Annotated in this window: 23 protein-coding genes; 11 read left to right on the top strand and 12 right to left on the bottom strand. The window is 68.5% G+C overall.

Annotation, left to right across the window (positions count from 1 at the left end; all coding sequences use genetic code 11):
- Window positions 1-30: 30 nt before the first annotated feature.
- The 3 genes from glpK to C0012_RS00105 all read right to left on the bottom strand — a co-directional run bounded on the left by glpK (window position 31) and on the right by C0012_RS00105 (window position 4,136).
- Window positions 31-1,545 carry a glycerol kinase GlpK gene (gene glpK, locus C0012_RS00115; RefSeq protein ID WP_110588760.1) on the bottom strand — a complete coding sequence of 505 codons (1,515 nt, stop codon included), beginning with the start codon at window positions 1,543-1,545 and terminating at the stop codon, window positions 31-33.
- 41 nt (window positions 1,546-1,586) lie between these two features.
- Window positions 1,587-2,342 carry an MIP/aquaporin family protein gene (locus tag C0012_RS00110; protein ID WP_110588761.1) on the bottom strand — a complete coding sequence of 252 codons (756 nt, stop codon included), beginning with the start codon at window positions 2,340-2,342 and terminating at the stop codon, window positions 1,587-1,589.
- A 99-nt stretch (window positions 2,343-2,441) separates the two neighbouring features.
- On the bottom strand, window positions 2,442-4,136 hold the full coding sequence (locus tag C0012_RS00105) for a glycerol-3-phosphate dehydrogenase/oxidase (RefSeq protein WP_110588762.1): 1,695 nt from the start codon (window positions 4,134-4,136) through the stop codon (window positions 2,442-2,444).
- A 172-nt stretch (window positions 4,137-4,308) separates the two neighbouring features.
- Here C0012_RS00105 and C0012_RS00100 point away from each other — a divergent pair, with 172 nt between their 5' ends.
- Window positions 4,309-5,211: a sugar-binding transcriptional regulator gene (locus tag C0012_RS00100; RefSeq protein WP_110588858.1), complete on the top strand. Its 903-nt coding sequence runs from the start codon at window positions 4,309-4,311 to the stop codon at window positions 5,209-5,211.
- 6 nt (window positions 5,212-5,217) lie between these two features.
- On the opposite strand, the gene C0012_RS00095 is transcribed toward C0012_RS00100, so the two are convergent.
- From C0012_RS00095 to C0012_RS00075, 5 genes are read right to left on the bottom strand one after another with little or no spacing between them, the layout of a single operon-like run.
- Entirely contained in the window at window positions 5,218-6,144 is a 927-nt protein-coding gene (locus tag C0012_RS00095) for a siderophore-interacting protein (protein ID WP_110588763.1), read from the bottom strand.
- Window positions 6,141-6,980 (bottom strand): ABC transporter ATP-binding protein, encoded by an 840-nt coding sequence (locus C0012_RS00090; RefSeq protein WP_110588764.1) that lies wholly within the window; start codon window positions 6,978-6,980, stop codon window positions 6,141-6,143. The genes C0012_RS00095 and C0012_RS00090 overlap by 4 nt, the downstream gene beginning before the upstream one ends.
- Window positions 6,977-8,035, bottom strand: a complete 1,059-nt coding sequence (locus C0012_RS00085) for a FecCD family ABC transporter permease (RefSeq protein WP_110588765.1) — start codon at window positions 8,033-8,035, stop codon at window positions 6,977-6,979. The genes C0012_RS00090 and C0012_RS00085 overlap by 4 nt, the downstream gene beginning before the upstream one ends.
- A complete protein-coding gene (locus C0012_RS00080) occupies window positions 8,035-9,087 on the bottom strand; it encodes a FecCD family ABC transporter permease (RefSeq protein ID WP_110588766.1) in 1,053 nt (350 codons plus the stop codon). Before C0012_RS00080 ends, C0012_RS00085 begins: the two co-directional genes overlap by 1 nt.
- Window positions 9,084-10,118, bottom strand: a complete 1,035-nt coding sequence (locus C0012_RS00075) for an iron-siderophore ABC transporter substrate-binding protein (protein ID WP_110588767.1) — start codon at window positions 10,116-10,118, stop codon at window positions 9,084-9,086. The genes C0012_RS00080 and C0012_RS00075 overlap by 4 nt, the downstream gene beginning before the upstream one ends.
- A gap of 270 nt (window positions 10,119-10,388) precedes the next feature.
- Between C0012_RS00075 and rpsP the strand changes: the two genes are divergently transcribed.
- The 8 genes from rpsP to C0012_RS00035 all read left to right on the top strand — a co-directional run bounded on the left by rpsP (window position 10,389) and on the right by C0012_RS00035 (window position 18,602).
- Window positions 10,389-10,811, top strand: coding sequence for a 30S ribosomal protein S16 (rpsP, locus tag C0012_RS00070; protein WP_110588768.1), 423 nt, complete (start codon window positions 10,389-10,391; stop codon window positions 10,809-10,811).
- 8 nt (window positions 10,812-10,819) lie between these two features.
- Complete coding sequence (locus C0012_RS00065; RefSeq protein ID WP_110588769.1) at window positions 10,820-11,050, top strand: KH domain-containing protein; 231 nt, start codon at window positions 10,820-10,822, stop codon at window positions 11,048-11,050.
- Complete coding sequence (rimM, locus tag C0012_RS00060) at window positions 11,050-11,610, top strand: ribosome maturation factor RimM (RefSeq protein ID WP_110588770.1); 561 nt, start codon at window positions 11,050-11,052, stop codon at window positions 11,608-11,610. Before C0012_RS00065 ends, rimM begins: the two co-directional genes overlap by 1 nt.
- A 1-nt stretch (window position 11,611) precedes the next feature.
- Entirely contained in the window at window positions 11,612-13,216 is a 1,605-nt protein-coding gene (gene lnt / locus C0012_RS00055; RefSeq protein WP_110588771.1) for an apolipoprotein N-acyltransferase, read from the top strand.
- Between the two features lie 9 nt (window positions 13,217-13,225).
- Window positions 13,226-13,420: an SPOR domain-containing protein gene (locus C0012_RS00050; protein ID WP_110588772.1), complete on the top strand. Its 195-nt coding sequence runs from the start codon at window positions 13,226-13,228 to the stop codon at window positions 13,418-13,420.
- Window positions 13,421-13,462: 42 nt separating this feature from the next.
- Window positions 13,463-14,797, top strand: a complete 1,335-nt coding sequence (locus tag C0012_RS00045; RefSeq protein ID WP_110588773.1) for a glutamine synthetase family protein — start codon at window positions 13,463-13,465, stop codon at window positions 14,795-14,797.
- Between the two features lie 7 nt (window positions 14,798-14,804).
- The gene (locus tag C0012_RS00040) at window positions 14,805-17,828 is read left to right on the top strand and encodes a bifunctional [glutamine synthetase] adenylyltransferase/[glutamine synthetase]-adenylyl-L-tyrosine phosphorylase (RefSeq protein WP_110588774.1); all 3,024 of its coding nucleotides are present in this window, start codon (window positions 14,805-14,807) and stop codon (window positions 17,826-17,828) included.
- Window positions 17,829-17,939: 111 nt separating this feature from the next.
- A complete protein-coding gene (locus tag C0012_RS00035) occupies window positions 17,940-18,602 on the top strand; it encodes a GntR family transcriptional regulator (RefSeq protein WP_110588775.1) in 663 nt (220 codons plus the stop codon).
- Between the two features lie 10 nt (window positions 18,603-18,612).
- Here the strand turns inward: C0012_RS00035 and C0012_RS00030 are convergent, their stop codons facing one another.
- The gene (locus tag C0012_RS00030) at window positions 18,613-19,353 is read right to left on the bottom strand and encodes a ParA family protein (RefSeq protein ID WP_162621828.1); all 741 of its coding nucleotides are present in this window, start codon (window positions 19,351-19,353) and stop codon (window positions 18,613-18,615) included.
- A gap of 114 nt (window positions 19,354-19,467) precedes the next feature.
- Window positions 19,468-20,892 (bottom strand): type I glutamate--ammonia ligase, encoded by a 1,425-nt coding sequence (gene glnA / locus C0012_RS00025; protein ID WP_110588777.1) that lies wholly within the window; start codon window positions 20,890-20,892, stop codon window positions 19,468-19,470.
- A gap of 158 nt (window positions 20,893-21,050) precedes the next feature.
- On the opposite strand from glnA, the gene C0012_RS00020 reads away from it, so the two are divergent.
- Window positions 21,051-21,452 (top strand): RDD family protein, encoded by a 402-nt coding sequence (locus tag C0012_RS00020; RefSeq protein ID WP_110588778.1) that lies wholly within the window; start codon window positions 21,051-21,053, stop codon window positions 21,450-21,452.
- A 58-nt stretch (window positions 21,453-21,510) separates the two neighbouring features.
- Here the strand turns inward: C0012_RS00020 and C0012_RS00015 are convergent, their stop codons facing one another.
- Window positions 21,511-22,224, bottom strand: coding sequence for a DUF4191 domain-containing protein (locus C0012_RS00015; RefSeq protein ID WP_110588779.1), 714 nt, complete (start codon window positions 22,222-22,224; stop codon window positions 21,511-21,513).
- A 136-nt stretch (window positions 22,225-22,360) separates the two neighbouring features.
- Between C0012_RS00015 and C0012_RS00010 the strand changes: the two genes are divergently transcribed.
- Window positions 22,361-23,734, top strand: a complete 1,374-nt coding sequence (locus C0012_RS00010) for a hypothetical protein (protein WP_110588780.1) — start codon at window positions 22,361-22,363, stop codon at window positions 23,732-23,734.
- A 52-nt stretch (window positions 23,735-23,786) separates the two neighbouring features.
- On the opposite strand, the gene sucB is transcribed toward C0012_RS00010, so the two are convergent.
- Window positions 23,787-25,454: a 2-oxoglutarate dehydrogenase, E2 component, dihydrolipoamide succinyltransferase gene (gene sucB, locus C0012_RS00005; RefSeq protein WP_111466939.1), complete on the bottom strand. Its 1,668-nt coding sequence runs from the start codon at window positions 25,452-25,454 to the stop codon at window positions 23,787-23,789.
- Window positions 25,455-25,527 lie beyond the last annotated feature (73 nt).

The following is a 25,527-nucleotide window of genomic DNA, read 5'->3' as shown; positions in this document are numbered from 1 at the left end:
CTCCCGGCCCTCGTTCGCGTGTGCGAGCGCTCAGATCACGTCTTCGTCGACCCAGTCCATCGACTTGGCGACAGCCTTGCGCCAGAGGCGGAGCGTGCGCTCGACCTCGTCCTGAGGCATCTGCGGCTCCCAGCGCGCGTCTTCCTGCCAGTTCTTCCGGACCTCGCCGAGATCCTTCCAGAACCCGACCGCGAGACCTGCCGCATACGCGGCTCCCAGCGCGGTCGTCTCGGCGACGACAGGGCGCACGACGGGCACGCCCAGCACATCGGCCTGGAACTGCATCAGGGTGTCGTTGGCGACCATGCCGCCGTCGACTCGCAGCTCCGACAGATCGACGCCCGCATCCGCATTCACGGCGTCGAGGACGTCGCGCGTCTGGAAGGCGACGGCTTCGAGCGCGGCGCGCGCGATGTGCCCCTTGTTGACGTAGCGGGTCATCCCGACGATCGCACCGCGAGCGTCCGGGCGCCAGTAGGGAGCGTAGAGGCCCGAGAACGCCGGCACGAAGTACACCCCGCCGTTGTCGTCGACGTCCTTCGCGAGATCCTCGACCTCGGGAGCCTCACGAATGATCCCGAGCTGGTCGCGGAGCCACTGCACGAGCGACCCCGTCACCGCGATCGAGCCCTCGAGCGCATACTGCACGGGCTGGTCGCCCAGCTTGTATCCGATGGTCGTGAGCAGACCGTTCTTCGAGAGGATCTTCTCCTCGCCCGTCTGGAAGATGAGGAAGTTGCCCGTGCCATAGGTGTTCTTGCTCTCACCCGCTTCGAATGCCGCCTGACCGAAGGTGGCGGCCTGCTGGTCGCCGAGGATGCCGGCGATCGGCGTCTCGCGCAGCAGCGAGGAGTCTTCGGCATAGCCGTAGATCTCGGACGACGAGCGGATCTCGGGCATCATCGAGCGCGGCACGCCGAACTCGCCGAGGATGTCGTCGCGCCATTCGAGTGTCTCGAGATCCATGAACAGGGTGCGCGAGGCGTTCGTGACGTCGGTGACGTGCGCCCCTCCATCGACGCCGCCCGTGAGGTTCCAGAGCACCCACGTGTCGGTCGTGCCGAACATGAGATCTCCGGCCTCGGCCTTCTCGCGCGCGCCGTCGACGTTCTCGAGGATCCAGGCGATCTTCGTCCCCGAGAAGTACGTCGCGAGGGGGAGACCCACGACGCTCTTGAAGCGCTCCGGTCCTTCGTCGCCGGCGAGTCGGTCGACGATGTCCTGCGTGCGCGTGTCCTGCCACACGATGGCGTTGTAGACGGGCTTGCCGGTGGTGCGATCCCACACGACGGCCGTCTCACGCTGGTTCGTGATGCCGATCGCCTCGATGTGATGGCGCGTGAGGTCGGCGCGGCTGAGGGCGAGGCCGATGACCTCCTGGACGTTGTGCCAGATCTCGTTCGCGTCATGCTCGACCCAGCCCGGACGGGGGAAGAACTGCTCGTGTTCCTTCTGCCCGACCGAGATGATCGAGCCCTTCTTGTCGAAGATGATCGCGCGCGACGAGGTCGTGCCTTGGTCGATGGCGAGGATGTAGTCGCCCATGGGTGCTTCTCCTTTGAATGCTTGGTGATGGTCGGGGGACGTCAGGCTGCGAGTCCGAGCAGCAGGGGCGCGGCGAGCGCGGCGAGCACGCCGCCGACGAGGGGGCCTGCGACCGGCACCCACGAGTATGCCCAGTCGCTGGATCCCTTGCCGGGGATCGGGAGGATTGCGTGGGCGATGCGCGGACCGAGGTCGCGGGCGGGGTTGATGGCGTAGCCGGTCGGGCCGCCGAGCGAGGCGCCGATGCCGACGACGAGGAGGGCGACGGGGAGTGCCGCCAGCGGTCCGAGGCCCCCGGGGACGCCGACCGTGATGTCGCCATAGTCGGCGAACGCGAAGATCACGAACACGAGAACGAAGGTCCCGATGACCTCGGTCAGGAAGTTGAGACCGTAGGAGCGGATCTCGGGGCCGGTCGAGAAGACGCCGAGCTTCTTGCCCGCGTCTTCTTCCTGGTCGAAGTGCTTCTTGTAGGCGAGATAGCAGACGATTGCGCCGATGATGCCGCCGAGGAGTTCGGCGGCCGTCGCGATGAGGAACATCGGGAAAGTGATGGATCCGGCGACGAGGAGCCCGATTCCGACGGCGGGGTTGATGATCGCGCCTGAATAGGCCGAGACGAGAACACCCGCGAAGACCGCGAGTCCCCAGCCCCAGTTGACCATGAGGAAACCGCCGCCGAAGCCCTTGTTCTTCGCGAGCACCACGTTGGCGACGACACCGCATCCGAGCAGCACGAGCATAGCCGTGCCCACGAGCTCCGACGTGAAGTAGAGCCCGTAATTCAGTTCTTCCATGTCTTCATTGACCTTTCTTCGCCGGCAGCTCTTGCCGGCGCGCTCGCGTGACGACCCTGGGGGCGGGCGGATCCCGGCCCCAGGGGAGCGTCTCGCGCGTCAGGAGGCGAGGGCGACGCCGTGGCGGTCGCCCAGCTCCTGTCGTATCTGTGTCGCCTCTTCGTGGCGTCGGGTGGCGTCCCAGCCGAGGAGGGAGGCGAGGGCGTCTGCCAGCTCGTCGATGACCTCGGACGACGCGTCGCCCGTGAAGGCGAGGCTCGTTCGCCGCAGGATCACATCGCGCAGGTGCACGACGAACTCGTTTTCAACCATCCATGCGAGTTCGCGCGTCGAGACGGCGCCGTCGGCGAGCGGCGCATCTTCGCCCTTCTGGATGTGAGCCCACACCTCGGACGCCCGTGTGCCGTAGCGCGCGAGGAGCACGTCGGCGCGGTCACCCGCACCTGCCAGATGGGCACCGATCCATTCCCGGCGCTCGGCGTCGCTCGTGGGGAATCCGCGTCCGCCTCCGATGGGGCGGTCGGTCGTCGAGGCGGAGCGCCCGCGCCCGAGGAGTTCGAGCACCTTCGTCGAGAGGGATTCGCCAAGCGCTCGGAACGTCGTCCACTTGCCGCCGACGAGGCTCACGACAGGCGTCGAGCGCGAATCGTCGATTTCGACGCGATAGTCGCGCGAGACGAATCCGGGTGCTGTGTCCTCGTGTCGCGGGAGTGGCCTGATGCCGGAGAATCGATACACGATCTGGTCGCGGTCGACCGCAATCTGCGGGAAGACGTGGTGGATGAGGTCGAAGAAGTAGTCGATCTCCTCCTCCGTGCACACAGCCGGCTCCGAAGGGTCGGCGTCGATGTCGGTGGTCCCGACGAGCACGCGATCCTTGAGCGGGTAGATGAGCACGATCCGTCCGTCCGAGTGCTCGAAGAAGATCTCGCGACCCTTTGTCGCCGCGAGCAGCTCGGGGTGGTCGAGGACGATGTGGGAGCCCTTCGTCCCGCCCATGAAACGCGTCTGCTGGCCGAGCTGCGCGTTCGTGAGGTCCGTCCACGGACCGGAGGCGTTGACGACGACATCCGCCGAAACCGTGAACTCTTCGCCCGTTTCGCGATCACGCAGCGTCACGCCGTCTTCGGTGCGGCCGACGGCCTCGACGTAGTTGAGGGCGCGCGCACGGTCATTCGCGGCGAGGCCGTCGAGAAGGACGTCGAGGGCGAGGCGTTCGGGGTCGTGCATCGACGCATCGAAGTAGGTCGCGGTGTACTTGACGTTCTCGTCAAGTGCGGGAAGTTCGGCGCGGGACTTCTTCCGCCCGAGGAAGCGGTGCCGGGGCACCGATCCGCCATCACGCGAGAAGGTGTCGTAGAGCGTCAAGCCGATCTTGATGAGGGCGGCGCCACGCTCCTGCGGCTTGCCCGAGCGATGCGTCAGGAAGCGCAGGGGCGCCGCGAGGATCCCGGAGAACGTCGAGTAGATCGGGATCGTCGTCTCGAGCGGCTTGACGAAGTGCGGTGCGAGCCGGAGCAGTCGGTTGCGCTCCTGAACGGACTCCTTGACGAGGCGGAACTCGCCGTTCTCGAGGTAGCGGACCCCGCCGTGGATCATGTGACTGGAGGCCGAGGAGGCGCCGCCGGCGAAGTCGCCGCGCTCGACGAGAACGACGTCGAGGCCCTGGAGGGCGAGATCGCGGAACGTCGCGATTCCGTTGATCCCGCCGCCGATGACGAGGACGGTGGCGCGGCCGGCGTCGCGGACGGAGCGCACCGCGGCGCGCATGCTGTGGGGGGAGTGCTCAGACATCTTCGGCCTCGTTTCTCTCGGGTGACTTTCACCTTGACCCAGCGGTCACATACGTACAAGCTGGGTGCACATATGTGCACATCGGCGCGCGAGGTGCGCCGTACGAGGAGGTCGGAGCGTGTCGCAGAGCGACAGGCTGTCGCAGGCGTTCACCGCCGCGCAGCTCTACTACATGCAGGACAAGACGATGGCGGCGATCGCGCATGAGCTGCGCATGTCGCGATCATCGGTCTCGCGCCTGCTCAGCTTCGCGCGTGAGCGGGGCATCGTCGACATCCGGCTTTCGTCACCGCACGCGCACGGGGAGGAGCTCGAACGACTCGTCGACGAGCGCTTCGGAGTCGCCGCGCACGTCGTCCCCGTCCCGGAGAACGTCAGCGAGGCCGACCGGCTCGAGCGCGTGGCACTCACGGCGGCACGCCTGCTCGCGCAGTTCGTCGAATCGAACATGGTCGTCGGGCTGGCGTGGGGGTCGACGTTGAGCGTCGTGAGCCGCATGCTGCCCAAGAAGGACACGCACAACACGACGTTCGTCCAGCTCAACGGCGCCGGCAACACGCAGACGACGGGGGTGGAGTACTCGAGCGAGATCCTGTTGCGCTTCGGCGATGCGTTCGGGGCCGTGGTGCAGCAGTTTCCTGTTCCCGCATTCTTCGACGATCCGGCAACGCGCGACGCCATGTGGCGAGAGCGGATGACCCGGCGCGTTCTGGGGCTGCAGGCGCGCATGGATATGGCGCTGTTCAGCGTCGGTTCACCGTCCGCTGACGTGCCGAGCCATGTGTACGTGGGCGGCTACCTCGACGAGGCCGACTACGCGAGTCTCGCGGAGGACCAGGCGGTCGGCGACGTGGCGACTGTGTTCTTCCGCAGCGACGGATCCTGGCGGGATGTGCGCCTGAATGCGCGTGCGACGGGCCCCTCGATCGATCGCCTGCGGCGCGTTCCCCGCCGCGTCTGCATCGCGGCCGGTCAGCACAAACTCCGCGCACTCCGCGGCGCGCTGGCGGCGGGCGTCGTCACCGACGTGGTGCTCGACGAAGCGCTTGCCGGCGCTCTCGTCGAGCACGGCTGAGGTCGCTCAGCTCCCCTCCGCGCGCCCCAGCCGCCAGTAGCCCATGAAGGCGACGGCGCGACGGTCGACGCCGACGTCGCGGACGAGGTGGCGCCGCAGTGCCTTCACGGCCCCGGCCTCTCCGGCGATCCACGCGTACAGGGGCGCGCTCTTGAGCGCCGCCCCGCCCTTGGCCGTTCGCGGCACCTCCCAGAGGAGATCGTGGTCTATGTCGATCTCCTCGACGTCGCCACCGCGCCCATCGGGGCACAGCACGCCGGCGTGTGCCTCGACGACGCGCACGAGATGATCGTGCCGCTCGCCCGCGCCGCGTCCGGACGCGTAGACGCGGAATCCCGGATGCGGCGGAAGATAGGCGGCGTCGCGATCGTCGGGCACCTCGAGGACGACGATGCCGGTCGCGGTGCGTGGCAGCTGCTCGAGGATGACGGCGATCGCGGGCGCGGCGGTCTCATCGCCGACCAGCAGCAGCTCCTCCGTCGTGGCGGGTGGGACGAAATCGACCCCGAGCGGCACGCCCGCAGCGTGCACGGTCGGCGCAAGGATGAGAACCTCATCGCCGACGGCCGCGCGGTCGATCCACGCAGATGCCGGGCCCTGCACGTCGTGCGCGACCATGTCGATGTCGACTTCACGAACCGCGGGGCGGACGGCTCGCGTGGTGTAGGTGCGGAACGGCGGTCGCTCCGCCTCGGGTCGCGCCCGCCACTCGACGTACCAGTCGTCGCCCGTGGGCATCTCATCGAGCGCCAGTCGCTCGCTCGGGAACACGATCTTGACGCGCTGATCGAATCCGGGGTCGCCGTATTCGTCGAGATCGTCACCCGTGAAGGTGAACCGTCGGAAGCTCGGTGTGAGGTTCTGGATCGCGGCCACCTGCACGCGGAAGAAGCGCATCGGACGGGTATCGGTCGAGGGTGCGATCGTGCTCATACGGAGGCTCCTGTCGCGGGGGTCTGCGGTTGCGGCTCGCGCACGTGGTGGCGGCCGCGGGGAAGAATGAGAGGGGTGCCGGAGACGGGGTCCGGGATCACGTCGCTGTCGAGTCCGAACACCCGGTGCATCAGCTCGGCTGTCACGACGTCGCTCGGCGCGCCACTCGCGACGAGCTCACCGTCGCGCATCGCGAAGAGGTGGTCGGCGTAGCGGGACGCGAGGTTGATGTCGTGGAGCACCATCGCGATCGTCGTGCCGCGGTCGCGGTTGAGATCGGTGATGAGGTCGAGCACCTCGACTTGATGGGCGAGATCCAGGTAGGTGGTCGGCTCGTCGAGAAGAAGCAGCTCGGTCTCCTGCGCGAGTGCCATCGCGATCCACACCCGTTGTCGCTGCCCGCCGGACAGTTCGTCGACATCGCGGTCGGCGAGCTCAGCGGTGCCCGTTGCCGCGAGCGCCGAGGCGACGGCGCGCTCGTCGTCTCCCGACCAGGAACGGAACAATCGCTGATGCGGATGGCGACCGCGGCCGACGAGATCGGCGACCGCGATTCCCTCGGGGGCGAGCGGCGCCTGCGGCAGGAGGCCGAGAGTCTGTGCCAGCTGCTTCGTGGGCGTGCGGTCGATGCGCTCGCCGTCGAGCAGAACCGCGCCCGCGGCGGGCGAGAGAAGGCGCGCGAAGGTCTTCAGCAGCGTCGACTTCCCGCACGCGTTCGCACCCACGATGACGCTGATGCGTCCGGGCGGAAGGGTGAGGTCGACGCCGGAGACAACGGTGCGCGCTCCGTAGCCAGCCGAGAGGGCACGGGCTTCGAGGGAATGATGCGCGGTCACGAGGAGGCTCCGTTTCGGCTCGTGCGGATGAGCAGGGCAAGGAGGTACGGCGCGCCGAGGATCCCGGTGATGACCCCGACGGGGAAGCGTGTGCCGAAGGCGAACTGTCCGAGCAGGTCCGCTGCGAGCACGAGGCAGGCGCCGACCAGCGCGGACGGGATCACAAGCGAGGATCCCGATCCGACGATTCTCTGAGCGATGGGGCCGGCGAGGAAGGCGACGAACGCGATCGGCCCCGTCGTCGCCGTGGCGAAGCAGGCGAGGGCCACGGCCGAGATGACGAGAAGGACCCGGGTGCGATCGACGCGCACGCCGAGCGCCGTCGCGGATGCGTCCCCCAGCTCGAGTGCGCGGAGGTTCCGCGACAGCAGAAGCACCAGGGGGACGAGGACGAGGACCGCGGCGGCGAGGGGCGGCAGGCTCTCCGTGCGGGAGCCGTTGAGGCTGCCGGTGAGCCATCGCATCGCGACGGCCACATCCCATTCGGCGGCGCGCTGGATGAGGAACGCGACGACGGAGTCGAGCATCGCGCCGATTCCGATGCCGATGAGGATCAGACGCCCGCCCGTCGCCTCGCCGCCGCGGGAGGCGGCGTAGATCGCGGCGGCCGTCGCGATGCCCACGATGAGGGCGAGCAGCGTTGTCGCGCCGATCGAGAGATGCAGGACGACGAGGGCGAGAACGGCCGCGGCGCTCGCGCCCGAGGTGATGCCGATGACGTCAGGACTCGCGAGGGGGTTGCGGAGCATCGTCTGGAAGGTGGATCCGGCGACGCCGAACGCAATGCCGGCGAGTATGCCTGTGATCGCACGCGGAATCCGCAGGGTGCCCACCGTGAAGGAAGCGCCGGGCACACTCTCACCGGCGATCACGGCGACGACGTCTGAGAGGGGGTAGACCGTCTGCCCGAGCACGAGCATGGCGCCGGTGAGCACGACGAGCAGCGCGGACAGCAGGACGACGCCGACGGCGCGGCGGCGCAGCCGCCGGCGGCGGCCCGCGCGGAGGCGGGGGAGGGCGGCAACGGTCGCCGCCGTGTCGGTGATCGTCGACATCACAGTGCCCTCATCCGCGTGCGGCGGGCGATGATCACCAGGACGGGCGCGCCGAGGAATGCCGTGACGACCCCGGCCTCGACCTCGCCCGGCGAGCCGATGACCCGGCCCACCGTGTCGGCGACCGTGAGGAGGACGGCTCCGCCCATCGCCGAGATCGGCAGGAGCCATCGCAGATCGGGGCCCGAGACCAGGCGCACGACGTGCGGCACCATGAGGCCGACGAAGGCGATGGGGCCGGCGACGGAGGTGACGGCGGCGCACAGCACGACGCCGGCGATGGCGGCGATGGCACGCGTGCGTCCGACGCGCACGCCCAGCCCGACGGCGACCTCGGTGCCGAGGGCGAGGACGTTGAGGGCCGGGGCCACGGCGAATGCCGCGACCGCAGCGGCCGCGAGGAGGGGGACCACGACCGCCATCGATTCCCAGGTGGCCCCGCCGACGCCCCCGACCTGCCAGAAACGGAACTCGTTCATCGCTTGCGCGCGCGGGAGCAGCACGGCGCTCACGAGGGAGGAGAGGGCCGCGGTTGTCGCGGCGCCCGCGAGGGCGAGCTTGATGGGCGTGGCGCCGCCCGGGCCCACGGAACCCACGAGATAGACGAACACTGCAGCGACGGAAGCGCCCGCGAGCGCGAGTCCGAGGAACTCGAAGGTCGACGACATGCCGAACAGTGCCATACCGCACACGACGAAGAGTGCCGCGCCGGAGTTGACGCCGAGGATGCCCGGATCGGCGACCGGATTGCGCGTGATCGCCTGCATGACCGCGCCCGAGAGAGCGAGGGCGGCTCCGGAGACGACGGCGAGCACCGTGCGCGGGATTCTCTCCTGGACGGCGATCGCGCCGATGCCGTCTGCGATCTCCCCGCGCATGAACGCCGTGATGCCCGTGAGGATCTCTTCGACGCTGACGAACCGCGACCCGAAGGCGAGGGAGACGACGGCTGCCGCCACCACACCGGCAACGCCCGCACCCAGCAGCAGGGCACGCCGAGCCGCCCCGACGGAGGGAGTCGGGGCGGCGGTGCGGGCGACGGTCGCGGTCACTCTGCGGCGGCAGCGTCGTTCAGCAGGCCGACGTACTCGTCGAGCACCCACGGAATCGACAGGGCGGTCGGGCTCACGGCGCCGCTCAGAGGGCTCCCGGCGCCGACCGCGACGACGGCACCGTTCTCCACAGCGGGGACGGTGCTCCACAGCGGGTCGGCTTGGAGCGTCTCGAGGAGGCTGTCGTCGCCGTAGGCGACGATGACGTCGACGTCGGAGAGCTGATCGACCTTCTCCGCCGAGATGTCGGCGTAGAACGATCCGTCTTCGCCGGCCACGACGGCGGCCTCGGGAGTCTCGAAGCCGAGGTCGTTGAGGAAGGCCGCTCGGGAGTCGCCCTCTGCATAGATGGACGCGGTCGAGAGATCCGAGGGAACGAAGGAGAAGAAGGCGGCGGTCCTGCCTTCGATCGCGGAGGCGTCCGCGGTGGCGTCTTCGATCTGCTTTTCGATGTCGGCGACGAGCTGATCGGCTTCGTCGGCGAGACCAAGCGCCGTGCCGTCGACGCGGATCGTCTCGCGCCACGGTGTGTACCAGGGGATGTCGGGATGTGCGACGACGGGAGCGATCTCGCTGAGCGTGGCGTAATCCTCATCGGTGAGCCCGGACTGCGCGGCGATGATGAGGTCGGGCGCGGTGTCGGCGATGGCCTCGAAATCGACGCCGTCGGTCGTGTCGAAGATGACGGGCTCGTCGGCGCCGAGCTCGGCGTACGCATCGATCGACCACTCGTAGATGCCGAGACCGTCGGACCCGTCCATGGACCAGGTCTGGTCGTCGACACCGACGGGAGCGACACCGAGCGCGAGGGCGGCGTCGTGATTGCCCCAGCCGATTGCGGCGACACGCTCGGCACCGGAAGGGATGACGGTCGTCCCGAGCGCATGCTCGATCGTGATCGTGTCTCCGGCTCCCTGAGCGGATTCGGCGTCGCCTTCGCCGGAGGGGGAGGAGCTTTCGGACGCACAGGACGTGAGGGCGAGGGCTGTCGCCGCGGTGGCCGCGAGGAGGAGAGCGCGCTGCGAGTGCACGGGGCCTCGTTTCGTTCGGGGGATCGGGTGGGCGAAGGTAAGGCTCACCTAATTCCTTCGGAATTGCAAGCCGTGTGACGTTGTGAGGCCCCGACACGGTGGTCTCACGCGTTCGCGAACCCCGTCGACATCTGGCAGAATAGGGCGCTGGAGCACGTGCTCGACCCTCTATCCAGCACGGTGATCCACCATTCAGAGCTTCCGCCGGCGTGCATCACCCCACGCGCAGGGCGACTGGTTCGTTCACTCTTTCCAATCCACAGGAGAATCGTGGCTGTCAAGATCCGTCTGAAGCGCCTGGGCAAGGTCCGTGCGCCCTACTACCGCATCGTCGTCGCCGACTCGCGCACCAAGCGCGATGGTCGCGTGATCGAGGAGATCGGCAAGTACCACCCCACCGAGGAGCCCTCGTTCATCGAGGTCAACTCGGAGCGCGCGCAGCACTGGCTGTCCGTGGGCGCTCAGCCCACCGAGCAGGTGCGCGCCATCCTCAAGATCACGGGCGACTGGGGCGTCCACAAGGGCGACAAGGATGCGAAGAGCACCCTGAAGGTCGCGGACGACAAGAAGGCCTACGAGGTCGACTCGTCGAAGAAGTCCGTCGTCAAGCCCCAGGCGAAGAAGAAGGCCGAGGAGCCGACCGAGGCTCCGGCCGAGGCGGCAGACGCCTCCGCCGCCGACCAGGCAGAGTAATTCCGATCGTGCTGGCTGCCGCACTCGAACACATCGTCACGAGCATCGTCGACGCCGATGACGAGGTCCGTATCGTCGAGACGTCGACCCCGCGCGGAGAGGTGCTGGAAGTGCACGTCTCCGCCGATGACCGCGGACGTGTGATCGGGCGCGGCGGCCGCACGGCGAAGGCCCTGCGCACGCTCGTCTCGGCGCTGGCCGACGGGCGTCGCGTGCGCGTCGACGTGGCCGACGACTGATGGCCCCGGCGGCGTCGCCCAAGAATCAGCTCCGCGTCGGTCGTGTCCTCAAAGCACACGGCCTGAAGGGCGCGTTGAAGCTCGAGCTGTACACCGACGATCCCGATGGGCGCTTCGCGCCCGGGGCCTCGTTCACGCTCCAGGTGCCGGAGCACTCGAAGTGGCACCGCAAGACGATCACGGTCCGCGAGTTCCGCTGGATGAACGCGAGCCCGGTCGTCTTCTTCGAAGGGGTCGACGATCGCAATGAGGCCGAGACCCTCGTGCGTGCGATCCTCTGGGTCGACCAGGATGATGCCGACGTCGTCGGCGAGCCCGACGCCTGGTACGACCACCAGCTCATCGGGCTTGAGGCGGTGCGTGACGGGGCCGTGATCGGTCGTGTCGCGCGCGTGGACCACCTCCCTTCGCAGGACCTCCTGATCGTCCGTGTTGACGAGCGCGAGGTGATGGTGCCGTTCGTTCAGGCGATCGTCCCCGAAGTCGACCTGCCGAACGGCCGCATCGTGCTCACACCGCCGGCTGGCCTGTTCGAGGATCTGGCCGACGAGGACCAGTAGGGTGCGCGAGCCGAGCGAGAAGGAAACTGCGGGCGCCGCCTCGGCCGCCCTCCTGCCGCTGTGGGCTGCTGTTCTCGCGGCCGCCGCGGGAGGACTGGCGCTCGTCGCGGCATTCCCCGCGCTGGGGATCTGGCCACTGAGCTTCGTCGCCGTGGCGCTCTCCCTGCTGTCGCTGATCGGTCGCCGCGCCGGAGGTGCGCTTCTCGTCGGGGCGGTCTTCGGCGCGTCCTTCTATCTGCCGCACATCGACTGGGCCGCGAGCTTCCTGGGCGACCATCCGCTCCGCTGGGTGCCGTGGGTTGCCCTCGCGGGCGTCGAGACACTTTTCACCGGGCTCGGCGCGATTCTGATCTCGCTGGCCTATCGGTGGGTGCAGGCTCTCGTGGCGCGCCCGCGGCTCCGGACCGCCGTGACGACCCTGCTCGTCGCCGGAGTCTGGACCTCCCGCGAGCTCGTCATGGGATCGTGGCCGTACGGGGGCTTCCCGTGGGGCCGGATCGGAATGAGCCTGGGCGAGAGCCCTTTCGCGCCCCTCGCCTCGTGGGTCGGCCCATCGGGCCTGACCTTCCTCCTCGTCCTCGCCGTCGCTCCCGCGATCGAGTCCGCCAGGCATCTCGCTGCCGCGCGTCGCGAGAACCGGCGGGCCTGGCGCACGGCGGTCTGGCCCGTTGCACTGCTGATCGTGATGGCGATCGTCCCTCAGTTCCCGACGACGGCGACCGGCTCGATCCGCGTCGCCGCGGTACAGGGGGACGGTCCGGCCGCCTATCTCGACGAACGCGAGCGCTACGACGTGCTTGAAGCCCAGCTCGCGGCCTCGGAGCCCGCTGCGGACGAGGCCGTGGATCTCGTGCTCTGGCCCGAGGGCGGGGTCGACGCGGATCCGCTCGCAGATGCGAACGCCGCCCTCGTCCTCGATCGTGCGGTGAACGCGCTCGGTGCGCCGATCCTGATGAACGCGGCCGTCGCGGACGGCGATCTCGTCTACAACACGTCGATGCTCTGGACCGCCGACGGCGCCGAGCAGTCGCATGCGAAGCGTTATCCCGTTCCGTTCGGCGAATATGTGCCGCAGCGCGAGCTATATGAGCGGATCGCGCCCGGCCTCATCGGCATGATCCAGCGCGAGTACACGCCGGGTGACGATTCGCCGACCGTCGACGTGGACGGCACCACGGTGGGTCTCGCGATCTGCTTCGATGTGCTTTTCGATCAGCTCGTTGCCGAGGGAATCGACGACGGTGCGCAGGCCCTCATGTTCCAGACCAACAACGCCGATTTCCGGGGGACCGACGAGAACCTGCAGCAGCTCGCGTTCGCGCGGATGCGCGCGATCGAGACGGGACGAAGCGTCGTCAACGTCTCGACGGTCGGCACGAGCCAGGTGATCGCCCCTGACGGTCGCACACTCGAGCAGATCCCATCGGATGAGCCGGGGGTGATCGTCGCCGATGTGGAGCTCCGGGACGGCACGACGCCGGCAGTCGCGGCCGGCGAGGCGATCCGCTCGCTGCTGCTGTGGATCCCGCTCGTCGCCATCGCGGTGCTGGGGGCGGCACTCGACAGGATGAGGCGTATGCGCGCGGAGGCGAATGCCCGGGGCTAGTCTGGCCGCATGGCTGACAGCTATTGGTACAACCTGACCACGGGCGAGGTCGAATACGGGCCGGAGTCGCCGGCCGTTGACCGCGCAGGGCCGTTCGAGACCGCTGACGAAGCGGCGCGCGCACCGGAGATCATGCGTGAACGCTCGAAAGCGTGGCAGGAAGAGGAGCGTCGCGAGGCCGAGTGGGGGAGCGGAGACTCCTGATCCGGGCGTGTCGATGCGCGGCCAGCCGCTAGGCTGACAGGCATGGACAAGCAGCAGGATTTCGTGCTCCGCACGATCGAGGAACGAGGCGTGAAGTTCGTGCGCCTGTGGTTCACCGACGTGATCGGCACCCTGAAGTCCGTCGCGATCGCCCCGGCTGAGGTCGAGGGGGCGTTCAGCGAGGGGATCGGGTTCGACGGCTCGGCCATCGAGGGGCTCACGCGAGTCCAGGAGAGCGATCTGCTCGCTCACCCTGATCCGACGACGTTCCAGCTGCTGCCGTGGCGGGGGGACGTCGACCCCACGGCGCGAATGTTCTGCGACCTCACCACACCCGACGGCCAGCCAGCCGTGGCCGACCCGCGCAATGTGCTCAAGCGCACCCTCTCGAGAGCGGCCGAGGCGGGCTTCACCTTCTACACGCATCCCGAGATGGAGTTCTACCTCTTCAAGACCGGGGCAGGAGACGGCCCGCCTGTCCCTGTCGACTCGGCGGGGTATTTCGACAACGTTCCGGGCGGCACGGCACACGATTTCCGTCGTCGCGCCGTTCGAATGCTGGAAGACCTCGGCATCTCGGTCGAGTACAGCCATCACGAGGGTGGCCCGGGGCAGAACGAGATCGATCTGCGGTACGCCGACGGCCTGACGATGGCCGACAACATCATGACTTTCCGCACGGTCGTCAAAGAGGTCGCGATCGAGCAGGGTGTGCATGCGACGTTCATGCCGAAGCCGCTCGCGGGCGCGCCCGGAAGCGGAATGCACACGCACATGTCGCTCTTCGAGGGCGACACGAACGCCTTCTATGAGGCGAGCGCACCCCATCAGCTCTCGACGACGGGGCGGCGTTTCATCGCGGGCCTGCTGCGGCACTCCGACGAGATCTCGCTCGTGCTCAACCAGTTCGTCAACTCGTACAAGCGGGTCTGGGGCGGCGACGAAGCGCCGAGCTACATCACCTGGGGGCACAGCAACCGTTCTGCTCTTGTCCGCGTCCCCATGTACAAGCCGGGCAAGAGCCAGTCGGCGCGTGTCGAGCACCGGGGCATCGACTCGGCCGCCAACCCCTACCTTGCGTACGCGCTCATGCTCTCGGCCGGTCTGAAGGGCATCGAAGAGGAGTACGAGCTGCCCGAAGAAGCCGAGGACAACGTCTGGGCGCTCAGCGAGGCAGAGCGCCGCGCGCTCGGGTACCGTTCGCTTCCGTCGAGTCTCGACCACGCGATCGCGCGCATGGAGGACAGCGAGCTCGTCGCCGAGACTCTCGGCGAGCAGGTCTTCCGCTACGTCCTCGCGAACAAGCGACGCGAGTTCGAGCAGTACCGCGCGCAGGTGACGGAGCTCGAACGGCAGACGACGTTCGACGTGATCTGAGGCTGCGGTGGCACCGTCCGGGCGGCAGTCCACCCGTTCGCGGCTCGCGCGGGCGGGATTCGCCGAGCTGACCGAAGCTGCGCAGGCGATCGACGAACTTGCGGAGCTCACGGGGCGCGGACGCGAGGAGCTCATCGTCGGCAGCGCGCGCAGCGCCGATCCCGACAGTGCCGTGCGCGCCCTCGTCGGCGTTGCGCGGCGCGAGGTCGATCCCGTGCGCGACGTCCTCTCGGACGCGGCAGCTGCGCGACTGATGTGGCGCGTCCTCGGCGCGTCCGCGGGATTCGGCGAGTTCTTCCTCCGCCACCCGGGGTTGCTGCGCGACCTCCTGGAAGGGGCGCGAGCCCTGCCGACGTCGGAGGCCATGCGCACGCATCTGCTCGAGGCCGTCGGGGCCCAGGGCGGAATCGCGGCGCGGGGCGAGGATTCCGCCTGGAACGATCTGCGCATCGCGTACCGGCGAGAGCTGCTTCGTATCGCCGCGTATGATCTCTCGGCTCCGGATCCCGTCGAGGCGGTGCGCGCAGTCTCGTGTGCGCTCTCCGAGGCTGCGGCGGCGGCTCTGGAGGCGGCGCTCGCGGTTGCGCGTGCGTCGATCTCGTCGGGCCGCGGCTCCCAGGGGCAGTTTCCGGACGAACAGGTCGCGGCGACGCGCCTGGCGATCATCGGCATGGGCAAGGCCGGTGCGAACGAGCTCAACTACGTCTCCGATGTCGACGTGATCTTCGTCGCCGCTGCGGCCGAAGGCGCGGAGATCGAGGACCACCGCATGATCGACATCGCCTCGAGACTGGCAGTGCAGACGATGCGGGCGATCAGCGCGTTCGAGACGGAGCCCCCGCTGTGGGAGGTCGACGCGAATCTTCGTCCGGAGGGCACGCAGGGCGCGCTCGTGCGGACGCTGGACTCGCACCTCGCCTACTACGAGCGATGGGCGCACTCGTGGGAGTTCCAGGCGCTTCTCAAGGCGCGTCATCTCGCGGGCGACTCGTCTCTCGGCGAGGCGTATGTGGACGCGACCCGCCCCCTTGTCTGGGCGAGCTCAGAACGCGACGGGTTCGTCGACAGCGTGCAGGCGATGCGTGAACGTGTGAGTGACAACATCGCGCGCGACGAGGTCGATCGGCAGTTGAAGCTCGGTCCCGGCGGGCTCCGTGACGTGGAGTTCACGGTGCAGCTGCTGCAGCTCGTGCACGGGTGGTCCGATGAACGCGTGCGCGAACGAGGAACGCTCGCGGCGATCGATGCGCTCGTGGAAGGCGGATACATCGGCCGCGACGACGCGGCAGCGTTCGCGACGGACTATCGGATGCTGCGGCTTCTTGAGCATCGACTGCAGCTCCAGCAGCTGCGACGGACGCACCTGATGCCCGACGACGAGGAGTCCAGGCGGGTACTGGCGCGCGCGACGGGGCTGTTCGACCCCTCGGAAGAGCTCGCCGGCGGGACATCGAAGGACGTCTCAGCGACATGGGAGCGCGTGCGCGCCGATGTGCGCGACATCCATGTGCGCCTGTTCTATCGGCCCCTGCTTTCGGCCGTTGCAGCGACAGATTACGACGCCCGAGCCCTCACGGGCAGCGAGGCGCACGATCGTCTCGCCGCGATCGGGTTCCGCGACGCGAAGAGCGCTCTCGCGCACATCGGCGCGTTGACGCGTGGAGTCAGCCGGAAGGCGACTGTGCAGCGCACGCTCATGCCCGTGATGCTCCGCTGGTTCGCGGAGGGTGTGGATCCCGACTACGGGTTGGTCGCGTATCGGCGGATCAGTGAGCGTCTCGGCAACAGCCCGTGGTTCCTGCGGATGCTGCGCGACTCGGCGGGCGCCGCCGAGTCGCTGACGATGCTGCTGAGCGGATCCCGTTACGTCGGCGAGCTGATGGAGTGGATCCCGGAGTCGGTGGCGTGGCTCGACTCGGCGGAGCAGTTGCGCCCGCGTGCCCTGGAAGTGCTCGATCAGGAAGCCCGCGCAATCCAGAAACGTCATGGTGCGCTGCAGGACGCGGCACGCGCGATCCGTGGAATGCGGAGACGGGAGCTGCTGCGGACGGCGATCGGATCGATGCTGGGGGTCCTCTCGATCAAAGACGTCACGACGTCGCTCACGACGATCACCGACGTCACCCTGCAGGCCCTCCTGCGAGCCGTGCGTCGTGATGTCATCCCGTCCGAGCACGACGACGTCGAGTTCGCCATCGTCGGCATGGGGCGCTATGGCGGCGCCGAGATCGGCTTCGGCTCGGACGCGGACGTGCTGTTCGTGTATCGCCCGGGGAGCGTCGATCCGCAGCTCGCGGAGAAGTACGCACGTGGCATCGTGGGTGGCCTGCGCGAGGCGTCGCAGGACCATCGTGTACCGCTGGAGCTCGACGCGGAACTGCGCCCGGAGGGACGCAGCGGCCCGATCGTGCGCACGCTCGACGCCTATCGCGCGTACTACGCCCGCTGGTCCGTCTCATGGGAGGCTCAGGCTCTGCTGAGGGCACGTGCCGTCGCGGGCACCCCTGCCCTCCAGGACGAGTTCATGAAGCTGGTCGACGACGTCCGCTATCCGGAGATCGCCGAGGTCTCAGACGTGCGCGAGATCAAGCGGATCAAGGCGCGCGTCGAGTCGGAGCGGATGCCGAAGGGGGTGGACCCGACCCGGCACCTGAAGCTCGGGCCAGGTGGGCTGAGCGATGTCGAGTGGCTGGTCCAGCTGATCCAGATGAAGCACGCCCACAGCGTCGACGGTCTGCGCACTCCCCGCACGCTGCATGCACTTCAGGCTGCGTTCGACGTGGGTCTGCTCAGCGAGGAACAGGGGCGCCAGCTCGGCGCCGCGTGGCGACTCGCCACGCGGCTGCGTTCCGCGAACACCCTTCTGACCGGAACGACGAGCGATGTTCTCCCGACCGACTATCGTGCACTCGACGGCATCGGCCGTATCCTCGAACATCCTCCGGGATCGGCGTGGGAGGTCGAGGAAGACTGGCTGCGCACTGCCCGCCGCGCGCGCCGCACGTACGAGGACGTCTTCTACGATCTCTGACGCGTCGCGGCGTGCTCTGCGACCGACATCGATTGTGAACAATATGATCGATGGAATGGACGATTCGCGCGCCCGCTCGCAGACTCCGTGAGCGACGCGGGAGGGAGAAAGATGGTCATCAGGACAGGCACGGAGCCGAAGCTCGACAGCGACGGCCTCTCAGCGATGCTTCGTCGTGAGATCAGTGCCGGTGAGCTCGCTCCCAATCAGCGTCTCATCGAGGCCGACATCGTGGAGCAGTACGGCGTCAGCCGGAGCGTCGTGCGAACGGCCCTGGCGAATCTCGCCGTCGAGGGAATGGTCGAGAGGGTGCAGAATCGCGGCGCCCGGGTGCGAGCGATCGACGCCGACGAGGCGCTCGAGATTCTCGAGCTCCGCGCCGCAATCGAGTCGGTCTGCGCGGCGCACGCCGCTCGCCATGCGAGCGACGAGCAGATCGCTGAGCTCGTGTCCATCGGAGAGCGCATGCGAGCGTACGTCGACGACGGCGACGTCGAAGGATACTCGGCGTGCAATCGTGCCCTCCACGATCAGGTCCTGGAGCTCAGCGGCATGCAGCTTGCGCCGACCATCGTGAACCGCCTGCGGGCACAGCACGCGCGTTTCCGCATCAAGCTCGCGCGCACGCACAATCGGCCCCGGGTGTCCTTCCCGGAGCACATGGCGATCATCGACGCGATCCGCGCGCGCGACGCCGATGCGGCGGCGCAGGCGATGGAGGCGCACCTGCGGAGCGTTCAGTCGGCGACGCGAGAGCACTTCGTCGAGGAGTGACGCGCGCCCGTCAGAGGTGCGCGACGGTCTGCCAGAGCGCGGAGAAGGCGTGCGCCGCGCCCGACGAGGCGGCGAACTCGCCGATCGCGGCTCGCCTCTCGGCCATGCGTTCGACGATGACGGAGGCGGGGACGACGATGTCGCTGATCGCGCTCGCCCGGGAGGGCAGCTCTTCGACAGCCTCGCGGTGGCTCTTCTTCCTTCGATCGACCATGTTCAGGAACGCGACGAGCGAGGGCGATTTCTTCTGCGCATCGACCAGCTCTCGCACCTGCGCATGGGCCCGGAGCGACAGGAGCGCGGGGGCGAGGGGCGAGACGACGACGCCCGCCGCTCGCAGCGCGTTCTCGGCGACGAGCGAAGATCCGGGCGGGCAGTCGAGCACGATGACGTCGTAGTCAGCCTGGAGCGGATCGAGCGCGCGTCTGAGGCGCGATGAGGACTTCTTCGAGGCGTCGAGCGCGATGTCCAGTCCGCGGTAGGAACTGTCGCCGGGGAGGACGTCGAGCCCGCGGACGGAGGAAGGGCGGACCGCCTTTCCCACGCGCTTGTCGCCCGCGAGTACGGCCTCCGCGCCTCCGCGCAGCTTCTGGCGGACGTCGAGCAGCCACGTCGCGCTCGCCTGTGGATCGAGATCCCACAACAGGACGCGGTTGCCATCGGCCGCGGCGAGCCACGCCAGGTTGACGGCGGTCGTCGTTTTGCCGACGCCTCCCTTGGTGCTGTACACCGAAATGACTCGTGAACCCACGGTGAACATCCTCGCAGGATCCGTTCGCTGCGTGTGGAGATTCGGCGCGCGAAAAGGCCGCCCCTCCGGACGCGAGACGTCGGGAGGGGCGGCCTTCGGTGAGCTAAAGCGGTCTTACACGCCGTAGTAGAGCTCGAACTCGAACGGGTGCGGGCGCTGGGCCAGCGGGATGATCTCGTTCTCGTACTTGTAGTCGATCCAGGTCTCGATGAGCTCCTCGGTGAACACGCCGCCCTCGAGGAGGAAGGCGTGGTCCTCGCGGAGCGCCTCGAGCGCCTCGGCGAGAGTGCCGGGCACCTGCGGGATGTCCTTGGCCTCCTCGGGCGGAAGCTCGTAGAGGTCCTTGTCGACGGGCTCGTGCGGCTCGATGCGGTTCTTGATGCCGTCGATGCCGGCCATCAGCTGGGCCGCGAACGCGAGGTAGGGGTTGCCCGACGAGTCGGGGGCGCGGAACTCGATGCGCTTGGCCTTCGGGTTCGATCCCGTGATGGGAATGCGCACGGCGGCCGAGCGGTTGCCCGCCGAGTACACGAGGTTGACGGGGGCCTCGAAGCCCTTCACCAGGCGGTGGTACGAGTTGATCGTCGGGTTCGTGAACGCGAGGACTGCGGGGGCGTGCTTCAGCAGCCCGCCGATGTACCAGCGCGCGACGTCCGAGAGCTGCGCGTAGCCCTGCTCGTCGAAGAACAGCGGCTTGCCGTCGAGCCACAGCGACTGGTGCGTGTGCATGCCCGAGCCGTTGTCGCCGAAGATGGGCTTCGGCATGAACGTGGCGGTCTTGCCCCACTCGTCGGCGACGTTCTTGACGATGTACTTGAACTTGAGGATGTCGTCCGCGGCGTGGACCATCGTGTCGAACTTGTAGTTGATCTCGGCCTGACCGGCGGTGCCCACCTCGTGGTGCGCGCGCTCGAGCTCGAGACCCGCGTCGATCAGGCGCAGCGAGATGTCGTCGCGGATGTCAGCGTGCTTGTCGACGGGGGAGACGGGGAAGTAGCCGCCCTTGAAGGGCGTCTTGTTGGCGAGGTTTCCGCCCTCTTCCTCGCGGCCGGTGTTCCACGCGGCCTCCTCGGAGTCGACCGAGTAGAAGCTCTTGCCCTGCGAGACCTCGTAGCGCACGTCGTCGAAGATGTAGAACTCGGCCTCCGGCGCGAAGAACGCGGTATCGGCGATGCCGGTCGACGCGAGGTACTTCTCGGCCTTCTTCGCGACCTGGCGGGGGTCCTTCGAGTAGATCTCGCCGTTGCGCGGGTTGTAGATGTCGAACACGATCACGAGCGTCTTGTGCTCGCGGAACGGGTCGAGGTAGGCAGTCGTCACATCCGGGATGAGCTGCATGTCGGACTCGTTGATGTTCGCGAATCCGCGGATCGAGGAGCCATCGAACATCTGCCCGACGGTGAAGAAGTCCTCGTCCACCGTCGACGCGGGGATGTTGAAGTGCTGCTGCACGCCCGGGAGGTCGGTGAAGCGGATGTCGAGGAACTTGACGTCCTCATCCTTGATGAACGCGAGCACCTCAGAAGAGTCTTTGAACATGGAGGCTCCAGATATCGGGGTCGTCGGGTCGCCGCCCGAAGACGGGTGACCCATCGAAACTAGCCGCGGGCCATTGCCCGAGAATGTCTCGAATGTTTCCTGGAGGTTACGTGGACATCGACGTCGGGCACAAACCGGGGCCCGCCTAGGCTGTCAGGGTGACACCCGACGCAAACGAGCCCGACTACCCTGGCAAGTCCCTCGGCCTGCCACGATCCGGCCCTGGGAGCATCGCGCCGCTGTCGCGACGCATCGGCGCCTTCGCCACAGACTGGGCAGCGGTTGTGCTGCTCTCGGTCGCGTTCTTCGACTATGCCTGGTGGTCGACGCTCGTCCTGTTCGTGCTGATTCAGGCGATCTTCGTCACGACGGCGTCCGGCAGCCCGGGGCACCGCCTCTGGGGATTGCGCGTCGTCCGAAGCGACGGCTCGTGGGCGGGGCCGTGGCGGCCGCTTCTTCGAGCCGTGTTGATCGCCGTGGTGATCCCAGCCGCGATCTGGGATGAGAACCAGCGCGGATTGCAGGATCTCCTCGTCGACACCGTCATCATCCGGGCGTAACGCAGACGACGCCCCGCCCGCGGGTGCGGTGGGGCGTCGTCGAGAAGCGGGTGAGGGATCAGCGCGGCTTCGGAGCGCGCACCTTCGTCGGATCCACGCCCTTCGGGATCGGCAGCGACGCCGCCCCGCCCTGCGAGATCGACTCGGTGCGCGCGATGAGCTGGCTCATCCCGTTGCGGTCGACTGCCTTGGGCAGCTTCTTGATGGTCTTGGCGAGCTGGTCGATCGGCACCTCGTCTTCACCGCGACCGATGTAGAACACCGAGACGGGGACCGAATCGTGCGTGATGCGGCGCGCGGTCGTCTTCTCTTTCTTGACGAGCTTCTCGAGGCGTTTGCGCGACCCCTCGCCGATGAGCGCGACACCACCTCGACCGACGGCACGATACACGGCGTCCTGCGTCTTGGGGTTGATCGCGACGGGCATCTCTTCGCCACGCCACCGACGGCCGAGCATATTCGAGACGACATGGCCGGCTCCGCCTGGCATGCCCTCGATCTTCTGGTACATCGCCTTCGTCGCGAGGCGGTTCATGATGAGCATTGCGGCGATGAGGCCGATCATCACGCCGAAGATGCCCCAGAGGATGTATCCCCACCACGGCTGGGCGGTGAGCAGCGCGATCGCGATGCCGACGAGGACGCCCGCGACGAGGACGAGCGGGAGCACCCACGCGACCCACGGGTAGGGCTCGCGCGTGAACGTGAACAGGTTCTTGATGGTCGCGAAGAACCCGGGGCGCTTCTCGGAGTCGGACGTGCGTGATGCCATGAGATCCAGTTTACCGGGGCGCCCCCGTGCTCACGTCCGCCCTCAGCGTGCGCACATGGGCGAGATGTTGCGATCCATCCACAACGGGGGGTCTCGGACGTGAGCAGGATCCGGCGTGGCGAGGCAGGCTGTCCGCATGACCCGCGCAGCTCACGTCGCCTCCCGGACCGACCCGCTCGGAGCCGATGTGCGTCGCATTCGGCGGGTCGCGAGTCCGGATGCCCCGTACTCCGCCATGCGCGCGGTCGTGAGCGGAGAAACGGCGTTGCTCGTCGACATCGACGAGATGCGCGGTTGGGCCGGATGGCGATGTGCGGGCGCGCAGCACCTGCTCGCGCCGCTCGACATCGTTCGCCGCGTGGACGGGCATGACCTGCTCCTCCCGGATGTGCGGGAGCCGGTCGTGCGGGCGTGCGGAGCACGCGAACGCGTCGGTGAGGGGTGGCACCGCGGAGAGGCTGTGACGCTCATCGTGTCAGGACTGCGCGGCGTCGTCGAGGCGGAGGAACGTTCCCTTGCGGGGGACGAGACGGGAGTGTGGTGGATCGCGGGTGACGGCCGCCCGGTCTTCGCCTTCTCCGCGGGACCGGGGGCGGGTGAGACGATCGTCGAGGCGACCCGCTCGCTCGTGCGCCGCGTCGCGAACGCATGCGACGACCGTGTCATCGCACGCGCTGCGGACGAGGCTCTTGTCGCCCTCGAACGCCCGCACGGACTCGAGCGACGCCTCGATGAGATCGAGGGGGCGCTGTTCGACGCGGCGGCGCCGCGCCCACTCGTCGGCGCGGAGCCTCTGCGGAACGGCGCTCCGAGGGAGATGCGAGTCTGCGAAGGAGAGCCGGACGACGCGGCGGTGGGGATGCTGGACCGCGTCCGGCGTGCAGTCGAGCGACACGTCGACGGCAACATCGCGTCCTTGGTCGCCGACGCTGCGCGCTCGTTCGTCCGACGCGCCGCGACACACGGGCGAGGAGGGATCCGCAGACGGCAGGGCGGCGACCATCCGGGGGCGGGGCCGCGGGGCCGTCTGGAGCCAGAGAGAGACCGCTCGGGACGGAAACGGATCGCCGTGGTCGGTGCCCTCGCGGCAGGAGCCGTGATGGTCGTCGGCGTCGCCTGGCCGAGTGAGAGGGGCGAACTCCCTACAGCCGGTGTCCCCGAACGTGCGTCGACGCCCTCCCCTATGGCGCCGACGGTGGCTCCGACTCCGACGGTCACTCCGACGGCATCTGGTGAAGATCTGGCGATCGCGGGAGACGACCCGGTGCAGGCAGCGGGCGCGCTGCTCGCGCAGCAAGGTGAGTGCGCGGAGGAGTGCTCCGCGCCGGCCGAGCTCTCCCTCGAAGGCGCCGCCGCGGATCCGCGGCGCACGCTGTCGCTCGTCGACGACTACGGTGCGGTCGCGCTCCTCTCCGTCGACGCGCCCGGTGTCGAACGGCAGCTTCTCGTCCTCGAGCGGAGCGACAGCGCATGGCGGATCCGCGAGCTGTACCGAGCGCCCGATCCCTGATGCGCGAAAGGGGGCCGCGCCCACGGCGCGGCCCCCTCACGTCGACACGGTGTCAGACGCCGAGATCGGCGGAGAACTCCGCCTCCTCCAGACGGTTCTTGACGGCCGTGAGGTAGCGCGCAGCGTCCGCGCCATCGATCGTCCGGTGGTCGTACGACAGAGCGAGATAGACGTACGAGCGGATGCCGATCGCCTCCACACCGTCGACCTTCACGACGCCCGGGCGCTTGAACACGATTCCCGTCCCGAGGATCGCCGACTGCGGCAGGAAGACGAGCGGCGTGTCGAAGAGGGCCCCGCGCGATCCCGTGTTCGTGATCGTGAACGTTCCCCCGGCGAGGTCGTCCGGCTTCAGCTTGCTGTCGCGGGTGCGCGCAGCAAGGTCGGCGATGCCGGCTGCGATCTCGGCGAGGTTCTTCGACGACGCATCGCGAAGGACCGGTGTGTACAGGCCCTTCTCGGTGTCGACCGCGATCGACAGGTTCTCGGCGTCCGGGTAGACGATGTTCTCGCCGTCGACCGTCGAGTTGATGATCGGGTACGCGCGGAGAGCCTCGACCGCTGCCAGCGAGAAGAAGGGCAGGAAGGAGAGCTTGTTGCCCGTCTTCTCGAGGAACTCGCCCTTCTTGGCATCACGGAAGGCGGCGAGCTTCGTCACGTCGACCTCGACGACCGTCGTGAGCTGCGCGGTCGTGTTGAGCGACTCGACCGCGCGCGAGGCGACGACCTTGCGCAGACGGGTCATCGGCTGCGTCGTGCCACGCAGCGGCGAGGTCTCGAGCTTCGTCGCAGCCGGTGCGGCCGTCGGAGCTGCTGTCGGCGCGGCGGCAGTGGCGTCCGGAGTCGACTTCGCGGCCGCGAGGACGTCGTCCTTTCGGATACGTCCGCCGACGCCCGTTCCCGACACCTTCGCGAGGTCCACTCCGTGCTGCGCCGCGAGCTTTCGCACGAGCGGCGTGACGTACAGCTTTCCGTCCGACTCAGCGGCCGGAGCCGCAGGAGTCGACGGGGCGGGCGCGGGGGCCGGTGCCTCGGCGGCTGGCGCCGCCTGCGGGGCGGGCTCCGCGGGTGCCTCGGGGGCGGGCTCTTCAGGTGCCTCGGCCGCGGGTGCCTCGGCCGCGGGTGCTTCAGCTGCGGGTGCCTGGCTCGCGGGGGCGCCGGATCCGACGCGGGCGAGCACGGCTCCGACATCGACGGTGTCGTCTTCGCCCGCGAGGAGCTCGAGGACGGTGCCGGCGACGGGCGACGGGACCTCGGTGTCGACCTTGTCGGTCGAGATCTCGAGGAGCGGCTCGTCGACGTCGACGGTGTCGCCGACCTGCTTCAGCCAGCGAGTGATGGTTCCCTCGGTGACGCTCTCGCCGAGCTCGGGCAGCGTGACGTCGGTCGCGTCGCCCGAATCTGCGGGGGCGGCGGCCGGAGCCGCGGGTGCCTCGGGGGCGGGCTCTGCAGGTGCCTCGGCCGCGGGTGCTTCAGCTGCGGGTGCCTGGCTCGCGGGGGCGCCGGATCCGACGCGGGCGAGCACGGCTCCGACATCGACGGTGTCGTCTTCGCCCGCGAGGAGCTCGAGGACGGTGCCGGCGACGGGCGACGGGACCTCGGTGTCGACCTTGTCGGTCGAGATCTCGAGGAGCGGCTCGTCGACGTCGACGGTGTCGCCGACCTGCTTCAGCCAGCGAGTGATGGTTCCCTCGGTGACGCTCTCGCCGAGCTCGGGCAGCGTGACGTCGGTCGCGTCGCCCGAATCTGCGGGGGCGGCGGCCGGAGCCGCGGGTGCCTCGGGGGCGGGCTCT

The sequence above is a fragment of the Microbacterium suaedae genome, assembly GCF_003254645.1.
Taxonomy (GTDB): Bacteria; Actinomycetota; Actinomycetes; order Actinomycetales; family Microbacteriaceae; genus Microbacterium; species Microbacterium suaedae.
This window is presented reverse-complemented; position numbering and strand designations above follow the sequence as displayed.